This window comes from Frankia sp. AgKG'84/4 (assembly GCF_023242965.2).
Lineage (GTDB): Bacteria > Actinomycetota > Actinomycetes > Frankiales > Frankiaceae > Frankia.
In genome coordinates this window covers 1-11,867 of record NZ_JALKFU020000113.1, presented here as the reverse complement: position 1 = coordinate 11,867, position 11,867 = coordinate 1, and the positions used below count along the sequence as shown (strand labels likewise).

Annotated in this window: 10 protein-coding genes; 7 read left to right on the top strand and 3 right to left on the bottom strand. The window is 71.3% G+C overall.

The features are described from left to right. From MXD58_RS10060 to MXD58_RS10045, 4 genes are all read left to right on the top strand, one after another. Window positions 1-752: DUF305 domain-containing protein (locus MXD58_RS10060; RefSeq protein WP_284678153.1), on the top strand; the 752-nt coding region annotated here is incomplete at its 5' end. 178 nt (window positions 753-930) lie between these two features. Further along, complete coding sequence (locus MXD58_RS10055; protein ID WP_248836489.1) at window positions 931-2,475, top strand: SulP family inorganic anion transporter; 1,545 nt, start codon at window positions 931-933, stop codon at window positions 2,473-2,475. 66 nt (window positions 2,476-2,541) lie between these two features. After that, window positions 2,542-3,651 carry a family 43 glycosylhydrolase gene (locus MXD58_RS10050; RefSeq protein WP_248836488.1) on the top strand — a complete coding sequence of 370 codons (1,110 nt, stop codon included), beginning with the start codon at window positions 2,542-2,544 and terminating at the stop codon, window positions 3,649-3,651. A 128-nt stretch (window positions 3,652-3,779) separates the two neighbouring features. Next, complete coding sequence (locus MXD58_RS10045; protein ID WP_248836487.1) at window positions 3,780-4,625, top strand: YceI family protein; 846 nt, start codon at window positions 3,780-3,782, stop codon at window positions 4,623-4,625. Between the two features lie 29 nt (window positions 4,626-4,654). On the opposite strand, the gene MXD58_RS10040 is transcribed toward MXD58_RS10045, so the two are convergent. Next, a complete protein-coding gene (locus MXD58_RS10040; RefSeq protein ID WP_248836486.1) occupies window positions 4,655-6,376 on the bottom strand; it encodes a regulator in 1,722 nt (573 codons plus the stop codon). 17 nt (window positions 6,377-6,393) lie between these two features. Beyond that, window positions 6,394-7,131, bottom strand: a complete 738-nt coding sequence (locus MXD58_RS10035) for a cysteine hydrolase family protein (protein ID WP_248836485.1) — start codon at window positions 7,129-7,131, stop codon at window positions 6,394-6,396. A gap of 415 nt (window positions 7,132-7,546) precedes the next feature. On the opposite strand from MXD58_RS10035, the gene MXD58_RS10030 reads away from it, so the two are divergent. Beyond that, window positions 7,547-8,461 (top strand): acyl-CoA thioesterase, encoded by a 915-nt coding sequence (locus MXD58_RS10030; protein ID WP_248836484.1) that lies wholly within the window; start codon window positions 7,547-7,549, stop codon window positions 8,459-8,461. Between the two features lie 150 nt (window positions 8,462-8,611). Here MXD58_RS10030 and MXD58_RS10025 read toward each other — a convergent pair whose 3' ends face one another. Continuing rightward, on the bottom strand, window positions 8,612-10,180 hold the full coding sequence (locus MXD58_RS10025) for an MFS transporter (RefSeq protein WP_374615907.1): 1,569 nt from the start codon (window positions 10,178-10,180) through the stop codon (window positions 8,612-8,614). Window positions 10,181-10,307: 127 nt separating this feature from the next. Here MXD58_RS10025 and MXD58_RS10020 point away from each other — a divergent pair, with 127 nt between their 5' ends. Together MXD58_RS10020 and MXD58_RS10015 are read left to right on the top strand one after the other, a co-directional pair. Beyond that, window positions 10,308-11,126 carry a TetR/AcrR family transcriptional regulator gene (locus MXD58_RS10020; RefSeq protein ID WP_248836483.1) on the top strand — a complete coding sequence of 273 codons (819 nt, stop codon included), beginning with the start codon at window positions 10,308-10,310 and terminating at the stop codon, window positions 11,124-11,126. Window positions 11,127-11,212: 86 nt separating this feature from the next. After that, window positions 11,213-11,867: protein kinase family protein (locus MXD58_RS10015; protein ID WP_518477691.1), on the top strand; the 655-nt coding region annotated here is incomplete at its 3' end.

Genomic DNA, 11,867 nt, shown 5'->3' with positions numbered 1-11,867 from the left:
CGATCCCCCCGACCGCCGAGGATCCGCCGACCGTCGCCGAGCGGCAGCCCGGCGACGCGGGCCACCCGGGTCGCCGACGCCGACGGTCCGCGCTGCTGTGGACGCCGGTGCTGCTGGTGCTGATCGCCGGGCTGCTGGCCGCCGGCGCCGCGCTGCACGACCTGAGCGCCGGCTCTCCGGGGGAGAACTCGGTCGATGTCGGCTTCGCCCGGGACATGTCCGAGCACCACGCGCAGGCCGTCCAGATGGCGATGATCGAATTCGACCGGGGTGCCGACCCGACGTCGCGCAGCGTCGCCCAGGACATCGCACTCACCCAGCAGCGGGAGATCGGCGTCATGTCGGCCTGGTTGTCCGACTGGGGCCGGACACAGACGGCCAGCGGCGCGCCGATGCGCTGGATGGGCGGCACCGGGGACGCCAACCACGACATGGCGGGCATGGACATGGGCGGCGCCGCCGCCACCGCCGCCCCGTCGACGTCGCCCGACGACACGGCCCGGATGCCGGGCATGGCGACGCCCGCGCAGCTGCGCCGGCTCGCGTCGAGCAACGCGCACGACCTCGACGTGCAGTTTCTCACCCTGATGATCAACCACCATCGCGGCGGTCTGGCGATGGCGCAGTACGCCGCCGAGCACGGCGAGCAGGACCGCACCCGCGACCTGGCCAGGGCCATGGTGCTCAACCAGTCGATCGAGATCGAGCAGATGCAGCAGGATCTCGTCCGACTCGGAGCCCCGCGCGTCTGAAGGCCCCGTCCGGAACCGGCGAACCGCGACCTGCGCCGCCGACGGTGGGCCGTACTCTGTCCGTACCGTCGACGAATAGCACTTTGTACGTATAAGCCGAATTTCCGGATCCGCCCGCTGGCCGCGGCCGACTGCCGCGCCGCGCGCCACCGTCGTCGCCGATCCTCGAGGGCCACCCATGACTGAGCTTTCCCAGCGCCCGCCGGCCACCGCGGCGGCCGACAGGCGCAGCCCGACCGCCCGCAGGCGGCCGGTCATCGCGCTGTCGGGGCGCTGGCCCGGCGTGCGCCACGTGCGCGTGGAGCTGCTCGCCGGGCTGGTCACTGCGCTGGCCCTGATCCCGGAGACCATCTCGTTCTCGGTGGTGGCCGGGGTCGACCCGCGGGTAGGCCTGTTCGCGTCGTTCACCATCTCAGTGGTCATCGCCTTCACCGGCGGGCGCCCGGCGATGATCTCGGCGGCGGCCGGGTCGATGGCGCTGGTGGCCGCCCCGCTGGTGCGCGCGCACGGGCTGAACTACCTGCTGGCGACGACCATCGGCGTCGGACTGCTGATGTTCGTGCTCGGGCAGGTCGGGGTGGCGCGGCTCATGCGTTTCATCCCCCGCACCGTGATGATCGGCTTCGTCAACGCGCTGGCCATCCTGATCTTCACGGCGCAGCTCCCGCACGTCGTCGGCAGGTCGTGGAAGGTCTACGTGCTGGTGGCCGCGGGACTCGTGATCCTGCTCACCCTGCCCCGGCTGACGAAGGCGGTCCCGGCGCCGCTGGTCGCCGTGGCCCTGCTGACCTTCGTCACGGTCGGCTTCCACATCTCCGTGCCGACAGTCGGCGACGAGGGCCGGCTGCCGTCCTCCCTGCCCCGCCCCGGCCTGCCCGATGTTCCGATGAACTGGGAGACCCTGCGGATCATCGGGCCGTACGTGCTGGCACTGACCGCCGTGGGCCTGTTGGAGACGCTGCTGACGGCCCAGATCGTCGACCGGATGACCGACACGACGCACAACCCGAACCGCGAATCCTGGGGCCTGGGCATCGCCAACGTCGTGAACGGGTTCTTCGGCGGGATGGGCGGCTGCGCGATGATCGGCCAGACCATCGTCAACGTGAACTCCGGCGGCCGCGGGCGGCTCTCGACGTTCGCCGCCGGCGGGTTCCTGCTGCTGCTCGTCGTGCCACTGCGCGAGGTCGTCTGCAACATCCCGATGTCGGCGCTGGCCGCGGTGATGATGCTGGTGGCGGTGATGACCTTCGAATGGCGCAGCGTCGCGCCGTCGACCCTGCGCCGGATGCCGCGCGGCGAGACGCTGGTGATGGTCGCGACGGTGGCCGTGGTCGTGCCGACCCACAACCTTGCCTACGGGGTGCTGGTCGGCGTCGTGCTGGCCGCCCTGCTGTTCACCCGCCGGGTCGCGCACGTGGCGCTGGTGACGAGCGTGCTCGACCCGGAGGGCGGCGAGCGGATCTACGCGGTCCACGGCACGCTGTTCTTCGCGTCGACGAACGACCTGGTCAACGCGTTCGACTACGCCCATGACCCGACCCGCGTGGTCATCGACCTCTCGGAGGCGGACGTGCTGGACTCCGCCGCCGTGGCCGCGCTGGACGACGTCCGGACGAAGTACGGCGCGCGCGGGACCGAAGTGATCCTCCTCGGCCTGAACACACGCAGCGCGGATCTTCTCCGCAAATTATCCACGGCACCAGGACTCAAGGTCGATTAACTCCCAACACAGCCCCACCGTGAATACACTCCGCCATCAGACACTCACGATGGGGATGGTGGCAACATGGGCGAGAAGGGGCTGGCCGGGGGGCTGATGGACTATGCCCGACGCCAGCCGGCCGTGGTCATCATCGTCATGGTGCTGGTCGGGCTGTACGCGTCGAAGGCCGGTTCGGCCGCCTCGACCAGGGCCATCGCCGTCGCCGACGTCGACTTTCCGGCTCCGTCGCTGCTCACCCACGACCGCACCACCTACGTCGTCGGCGTCGATCCACGCGCACCCACCAGGATCGGCCTGCTCTCCAGTCGGGATCGCCGCTCCTGGACCGTCCAGCCCGACGCCCTGGCCGCGCCACCCCCGTGGGCCGAGCCCGGCGGCGGGCTCGGCCCCGCCGCCATCGGCGCGTTCGGCGACTCCTTCGTCCTCTACTACACGGCGCAGGTGCGCGGCCTGGGCCTGCGCTGCGTGTCCGCGGCGACGACGAAGGACCTCGAGGAACCGTTCGTCGACACCTCACTGGCCCCGTTTGTCTGCCAGACCGGCGACGGCGGCAGCACCAGCCCGAGCCCGTTCGTGGACGCCGCCGGCCGGCACTACCTGGCGTGGAGCAGCCCCGGTCGGCCCGGTGGCCCCGGCCCGGCGCTCTGGGCCCAACGGCTGCGCTCGGACGGCCTGGTGCTCACCGGCGAACCGGCCGTGCTGCTGCGACCAGGCCGGGACTGGCAGCAGAAGCGGGTCGCCGGCCCGTCAATGATCACCGACGACGGCAACTACCACCTGATCTACTCGGCCGCCCCGGACCTCAACGGCCGCCAGGTCGTCGGCGACGCGATGTGCGTGAGCCCGCTCGGGCCGTGCACGGCGGCGGACAAGCCGATCCTGACCGGCGGCAAGGTCGGTTTCGGCCCCGGCGGCGCGCATGCCTTCACCGACGCCCGCGACCGCTGGTGGCTGGGCCTGCACAGCTGGGACGCCGCGCCCGGCGGCGCCTACCAGCCGGCCGGCCGGTTCGTCGTGGCACCGCTGAAGCTGCACGACGACCACGTGTCGGTCCAGGTGAAGTCACTCACGCAGGGCCAGGTCCGACCGCCAGAGCACAGCAGACACAACAAAGACAACGGCGACAGTGACAGTGACGCGGACGGCGGGAGCGGCAACGACGGCGGCGAATGAGATGGGTGCCGGTCCGGTTCTCTGGGCACCGTCAGTGAGACAACCACCCGATCGGGCAGCAACCAGCAGGAACGGGCTTCGGGGTCGCAGAGGCCACGGAGGGCCGCCGGCGAAGGGGACCACCACCGATGACCACCTCCCTCGATCCGAGCGGACCCGTCGAGACCCGCCCGCGGCGGCGACGCCGGCCGCGCCTGCTGGTGATCCTGCTCGGCGCCGTCGTCGCGCTCGCGGTGCTGGTGGTGGGCGGCACCGCGGTCTACCTCAACCTGATCAAATCGGACGCGCCGGAGGAGTTCGCGCTCGCGCAGCCGAGCGGCACCGAGACGATCGCGCCGACCGGTTCGCTGTCGGGCGGGTGGCGTCTCGCCAGCGGCTCGGAGGTCGGCTACCGCGTCAAGGAGACGCTCTTCGGCCAGGACACCACGGCGGCCGGCCGCACCGCCGACGTCACTGGCTCGCTGACCATCGACGGCACGGTCGCCTCGGCGGGGTCGTTCACGGCGCGGATGGACACCGTCGCCAGCGACGAGAGCCGCCGGGACGCCCAGTTCCGCGGGCGGATCATGGACACCAGGACGTTCCCGACCGCGACGTTCACCCTCGCCGAACCGGTCGCCATCGGCTCCGTCCCCACCGACTCGAAGACCACCCGCGCGGCCACCGCGAAGGGCGACCTCACCCTGCACGGCACGACCAGACGCGTCACGATGACGCTGCAGTCCCGCTGGGACGGCATGTCGATCCGCACCGTCGGCCAGCTCCCGATCGTCTTCGCCGACTACGACATCCCGAACCCGAGCTTCCCCGGCATCTCCACCGAGGACCACGGGATCATGGAGGTCTCGCTCGTGTTCGCCCGGACGTCCACCGCCGCCGCGACCCCGACCGCGACCCCGACGCTGACCCCGACCGCGACCGCGACCACGACCACGAGCTCGACGCTGACGTTGACCGCCACGCCCACCCCGTGATCGCGGTGTGGGCGTGGCGGCCGGCGGGCTCAACCGGCGGTGGCCGCCGGCTCGGCCTTGGCTGACGCGGCCGGCTCGGCCTCGGCGGACTCGGCGATCGGTTCCGTCGGGGCGTCGTCGGTCGTGCGCGGCGTCTGGGCCGGGACGCCATGTTCACGCTCCAGCGCGATCTCCTCGGCGTCCGGCACCCGCGGCTCGGGCCGGGTCAGCGCCCAGATTCCGCAGATCACCGCGAGGAACAGATAGCCGAGCGCGACCTGCCCTCCCCCGGCGTCCCACTCGACCTTCTCGGCGTGGATCAGGCCGATGAAGGCCAGCCCCGAACCGGCGGCCGCCGCGATCGTCGCCGAGATGAATCTCTTGTCGATGATGAACGCGACGATCGAGCCGAGGACGAGCCCGGCCAGCACCGCGCCGTCCCCCAGCACGTGCAGGCCGTGCAGCAGCACGCTGTTGCCCTCGAGGTCCGCATCGGTGACGTTCAGGGTGACCGGCGGGTTCATCTTCGACGCGACCCCGACAGCGGTGGTCACCGTGTTGTCGATCTGGGTGGCCGCCCAGGAGGCGATGTTCGGGATGATCGCGGCCACCACCGCGGCACCATGCGCCTTCGGCGAGACCTGGAACGCCTGGGCGCCGATGAGCAGACCGATGTAGAGCAGGATCGGCACGATCGCCGGCAGCGGCAGCACCGCGTTGAGCAGGCCGAACATGCTCAGGAAGCAGAGCAGCGCGATGACGACGCCGGTCGCCAGCGAGTAACCGGTGCGCCCCCCGGCGGACTTCCACCCCGGGTGCCCGATGTAGACGGCGGGCGGGAACGGTGAGCCGAGCACCGAGCCGATGATCGCGCCGAAGCCGTCGGCGAGCAGGATCGGCCGCAGGTTGAAGTTGTCCCCCGCCGACGCGGCGCTCTCCACGTTCGTCATGCCCTCGGTGAAGTTGTAGACGCCGAGCGGGATGGCGGTGGCCAGGAGCGGGGAGATGTTCGACAGGCCCTCGCCGAGCTGGTGGAAGTGCAGGGTCGGCAGCGAGATCGCGATGTCCTTCGCGGCCTCGGTGACGTCCGGGGTGTTCATGAACCCGCCGATCCAGCCGATGGCGGTGCCGACCGCCAGCGCGACGGCGCCGATCGGCAGGTTGAACGGCAGCTTCAGATCGGTCATCAGGCCAACGAGCAGCAGGCCGAAGACCGGCAGGGCGATCCAGGCGGCGTCCCACATCTGCGCCGCCGGGCGCATCGAGATGAACGCGATCGAGATGCCCGCCAGCGTTCCGAGCATCGCGGCGCGCGGGGCGTACTTGCGGATCGTCGGCCCGACGAACGCGCCGATCACGACGATGATGCCGATGATGAACGCCCAGGCGAGGCCGGCTTCCCAGGCCTTCACCGGGTTCTTCGTCTTCAGGTAGATCGGCAGCATGATGACGAAGACGACGATGAACATGTGCGGCACGCTGGGCCCGTACGGCATCGCCGTGACGTCGTCACGGCCCTCCTTCGCCGCGAGGCGCCGCCCCAGGTAGGCGTAGAACAGGTTGCCGATCAGCATCGCGATCCCAAGCGCGGGCAGGATCGCGCCGAACACGTCCTTCTTCGGGATGTTGACGACGAACAGGCACAGCGACGTCAGCACGATCACGTTGACCAGGACGTTGACGCCCAGGCCGAAGAAGGCGTTGGTGTCGCCCTTCGTCCAGTAGGGCAGTGCCGGCGCGGACGACGCCGGCCGATTCCCAAGCTTGATCATGACGGGAGCGGTCCTTCTCAGGAGGCCGTGGCGGCGGCGGTGGACAGCGGGGCGAGCGCGGTGAGGAACTCGGTGGACGGGGCGACCCAGCCGAAGATCCCGCCCTGCGCGGCGACCATCTCCAGCGCGACCCGCTGGAAGTCGGGGAAGTAGGAGCCGACGCAGTCGCTGAGCACCAGGCACTCGTAGCCGCGGTCGTTGGCCTCGCGGACGGTCGTGTGTACGCAGACCTCGGTCGTCACACCGGTGACGATCAGGCTCGTGATGCCCTTCTCGGCGAGCACGTCACCGAAGGCGGTGGCGTAGAAGGCACCCTTGCCGGGCTTGTCGATGACGGTCTCGCCCTCGACCGGCGCGAGCTCGTCGATGATGTCCTGGCCGTACTCGCCGCGGATGAGGATGCGGCCCTTGGGACCGGGGTCGCCGATCTTCAGGGTGGCGTTGCCGCGGTGCAGCTTCGCCGGCGGCAGGTCGGACAGGTCGGGCAGGTGGCCCTCGCGGGTGTGGATGACGGTGAGGCCGGCGGCGCGGGCGGCGGCGAGCACCGCGCGCAGCGGTTCGATCGTGCCGCGCAACTGGGTCACGTCGTTGCCGAGGCTCTCGCCGAAGCCGCCCGGTTCGAGGAAGTCCCGTTGCATGTCGATGAGGACGAGTGCGGTGCTCGCGGGGTCGAAGGTGAAGTCGTAGGGTCGGGCGCCCACCGTCAGGGGCTCGATAGGGGCCGGATCGGTGGGGATCGGATCGAATTCGCTCATGCCAGCTCTCGCCATCCCGGGTCCGCAGTGTCGCCACCCGCCCGCGTGTGGGCGGGTGGGTCCGAGGGAGCTCGGCACGTACGAACCGGTGGTCCGGTGCCTGTCCCGTCCTGTCTGCTGACGAGAGTCGGGGGATGGCGTTTCAGCCCACCGCCCGCCACGTAACACGCCGATAAACTCTGTATCCAACTCAGTACCCGGGCCCGTATACAGAGAGACGGGCCTGCTACCTGCACGTTTTGCGTTATTTGCGCAGTTGGTCGCCAGGTTCAGCCGTGGCGTAGGCCACTGGGACCCGCTCTGCGCGCCGAGCCAGGTCGATATTGCTCAGCGACGCTCCGTCCACCACGGCCGTCGCCCACGCGTCGGCCCACGGGCGCGCCAACGAAGGTGCGCCGACGAAAGGTGCGCACTGTTGACGCAGACACGGCTGACGCAGACACGGCTGACGCAGACACGGCCCGCGCCGGCGTCGGACGAGCTCGCGGCGGTCCCCGAGGCGCAACGCCCGGTCAACGCCACCCCGGGCACCTTCACGCTCGACGACCTGCTCACGGTGCTCGATCTGCACGGCGACGTCCCGCCGGTGCGGGGCCGGACGCTGCTCAGCGCGCACGGCGGCGTCCTCGGTTCGCAGCAGGTGGGACAGCAGATCGTCCTCGCCGAGCGGTTGACACCCGGCAAGTCGGTGCATTCGGTGAGCACGGTCTTCGCCCGGCCCGGGGACTCCCGCCAACCGGTCTGGATCGATGTGGAGCGCCTCGCCCACGGCAGCTCGATCGACACCTTGGCGTTGTCGTTCCGCCAGGATTCGCACCTGTTGTCCCGCGCGAACCTGATGCTGCGCGCCCCCGAGGCGCATCTCGTCGACCGGCGGACGTCGATCCCGATGCCTCCCGGACCGGAGACGGGCGAGGCGCGGGACAACACCTGGATGATGCCCTGGGAGATCCGTCAGCTTCCGCGGGTGGGGGCGGCCCAGCAGGATCGGTGGGCGCGTATCAGCGGCGCCGGGGACGACCCGTCGATCTGGCGCGCGCTCCTCGCGCATTCCTGCGAGCTCTATCCGGTGCCCGACATCGCGACCGCCGAGGGCCTCATGGACCCGGACGGGGCGGCCACAGCCGCGTTCGCCAGCGCGGTGCTCTCCCTTTCAGTGACCTTCCTCGATGACCTCGACGTGCGGGACTGGCACCTGTTCCGCGTCCACGCCCTGCACGCGGGCCACGGGCGGACCGCGAGCCGCGTCGAGATCTTCACCGCCGACGGCGAACTCCGCGCCCAGGCCGAGACCATCGGCCTGCTGCGCGCCGTCCGGACACGTACCTGACCGGCATCCCGCTCGGCTGACCGCACGCCGCGATCGGGCGGACGGAAGTGGTGGCCGCGGCGGGAGGACGGACGGCGCAGGGCCGGGGCCGGTGCTTGATCACGCCGACCCCGGCAGTGCGCCGTGGAAACCGCCCCGCGGGGCCCGCAATCAGGACTCGGCGCCCCCGGCGGCCTGCGCGACGACGCCTGCGTTCACCGGAACGTCGGCGTCGGCGACCGCGAGCGGCTCGCCCTCCGACGCCGCTGCCGGCACCGGGACGACCGGTCCGCGGCGACGCGGCAGCAGCAGCGCGAGCGGCACGCCGACCACGAACACGCAGGCCGCCAGCAGCAAGCCGAAGGAGTACCCGGAGGTGAGCGCGTCGGGCACGGCGGCGCCGTGGCTGGTCTCATGCGCGGTCCGGTTCGCGGCGAGGGTGGTGACGACGGCGAGACCGACGGCCGCGCCGATCTGCCGGCCGGTGTTGATCAGCCCGGAGGCGAGACCGGCCATATGCAGGGGCACGCCCGCGGTCGCGGCCGAGACCATCGCGACCATCACGGTGCCGACGCCGAACGACATCAGCGAGATGGGCCCGAACACCTCCGCCCAGTAGGAACCACCCGCGGAGATGCCCGTCATCCAGAACTGGCCCGCCGCGCCGAGGACGACACCGGTCAGGATGATCGGACGCGGCCCCAGCCGCCCGATGACCCGCGTCACGGTCTGCGACGCGATGATGATCGCCACCGGCATGGGGAGGATCGCGACCCCGGCCCGCAGCGGGCTGAAGCCCTGGACCCGCTGCAGATACAGCGTCAGGAAGAACAGCACGGCGAACATGCCGGCACCCAGCACCGCCGCGATGCAGTTCGCCACCGCGATGCCCGGGTAGCGGAAGATGCCGAGCGGCACCAGCGGGTTGTCGCTCGTCGCCTCGATCACCAGGAACGCGGTGAGCAGCGCGACTCCGCCGGCCAGCATGCCGATCGTGCTCGCCGACGTCCACGAGTCGCTCTCGGTGCGCACGATCGCGTAGACCAGCAGCACCAGCCCGCCCGTCACCGTCAGGGTGCCCGGCACGTCGAGGTCACGAAGGCGGTTGACCCGGCCGCGCGACTCCACCAGCACCGCCCGCGCGGCGACGATCAGCAGCGCGCCGATCGGCACGTTCACGAACAGCACCCAGCGCCAGTTGGCGACGTCCGTCAGCACGCCGCCGAGGACCGTGCCGAACGCACCGCCGCTGGCCGCCGTCGCGCCCCAGGCGCCGACCGCCCGGGTCCGCTCCCGCCCCTCGGCGAAGGAGGTCATCAGCAGGCTCAGGGTGGCCGGCGCCAGCACGGCACCGCCGAGGCCCTGCACCGCCCGCGCGATGATGAGCTGCGTCTCGTTCTGGGCTAGGCCACCGCCGAGGCTGGCCAGTGTGAAGAGCGCCAGGCCGAAGACGAACACCCGCCGCCGGCCGAACAGGTCCGCCGCGCGCCCACCGAACAGCAGCAGGCCGGCGAAGGCCAGGGTGTACGCGTTGACCACCCACTGCAGCCCGCCGGCTGACATACCGAGGTCGTCCTGCATCGACGGCAGGGCGATGTTCACGATGGAGACGTCGAGCACCACCATGAACTGGGCCAGGCAGCACACCGCCAGGACCGCCCAGCTCGCCCGCGACCGGCCGGGCGCCCCACTCTTGGAACCTGTCATCGTCTCCGAACTCGCCGTCGCCTCTGAACTCATCGCCAAGGTCCTCCCACCTCCACTCGTCGTCGTACGCCGTACGACGACGAGGACCACCCTACGCCGTACGATGTACGAACGGCAACACGGCGTGCGACGGCCGCACGCTCCCGGAGGTGACCAGAAGATGGCTGCGCCAGCAGATCCCGCTGTCGAGCCAGGTCGGAGCGGTCACGCGGCGCTGGCTCCCGCGGCGACCGGCCGGCCGAGGCTGCATCCCGAGCTGCTGGCCCGGGCCGCCATCGGCATCGCGGACGTCGACGGCCTCGCGGCTGTGTCCATGCGACGACTGGCCACCACCGTCGGCGTCGGCACGATGACGCTCTATTACCACGTCCGCGACAAGGACGAGCTGCTCGATCTGATGTGGGACGAGTTCATGGGTGAACACCTGCTCGCCGAGATCCCGGCGGACTGGCGCACCGCGCTCACCGCGATCGCCCAGCGGACCCGGGAGTCCTACCAGCGCCACCCGTGGGCGCTGCGCGTCGTCGCCCGTCCCGCACGTGGCCCCAACAAGATGCGCCACATCGAGCAGTACCTCACCGTCGTCTCGAGGATCACCGATGATCTGGACGAGCAGCTACGCATCCTGCACTCCGTGAGCGACCTCGTGGTCGGCTGCACCCTGCGGGAGCTCGGCGTGAACGCCTTCGCCCCGCCTGCCGGCAGTCCGGCCGACGTCGACGACGCCCCGGCCGCGCTGCTCCAGCCGATGCCGGACTTCGGCGAGCTCACCCGCGCGGAGGATCTCCCGCGGCTGCGCAGCCTGTGGACGAACGGATGCCTACGGCGCCCGACCCGCTTCGAACAGGCACTGGGTTGGCTGCTCGACGGCATTGAGGCGGCGCATCCCGAAGCCGTGCAGCTCAGCGCCGGCAAGGGCGGCGGGGAAGGCCGCGCTGTGGCGACCACGACCGGGACTGTCCCGAAGAAGGGGGCTTAGCGGCCTTCACGGATGCGACCTGAGTAGCTACCGTCGGAGAAGCCAGTCGCCACCGACGATCCGCGATCGCACCCGGGGCAGCCCTCATGACTGTTCGACTACCGCGCCACGTCGCGCCGCTCGCCCCTGGCGAACCGGACGCGCTCGGGCCCTACCAGCTCCTCGGCCGCATCGACGCGGGCATCACCGGCGTCGTTCACCTCGGCCGGGCTCCCGGCGGCGCGCAGGTCGCGATCCGATCGCTGCATCCGGGTGACTCGCCGCGCGCCGACATGCGGGCCCGCTTCGCCGCGGGGGTCGACCGGGCGCGCGCGCTGGCCGGGCCGCACACCTGTGGTGTGCTCGACGCCGCGCCGGAGGCCGCCCGGCCCTACGTGGTCAGCGAGTTCGTCGGCGGCCCGACGCTGGCGCGAGAGCTGGCCGAACGAGGCCCACTGTCCGTCGACGAGATCGACCGGCTCGCCCGGACCCTGCTGATGACGATCGAGGCGGCCCACCACACCATCGGTGTGCTGGGTGACCTGACGGCCACCGACATCGTCCTGTCCGTCGTCGGCCCCCGGCTCGTCGACCTGGGGATCGCCGCGGCGCTGCGGCCGCTGCTAGTGACGACCGCCGCCCGCGGGGGCGCACCGGCCGGGGCCGGCTACGTGCCCGGCTACGGCTACGGGCCCGCCGCCAGCGGGTGGGATGGTCCCGCGGCAGACATCGTCGCCTCGGCCGGGATCGTCGACCTGGGCG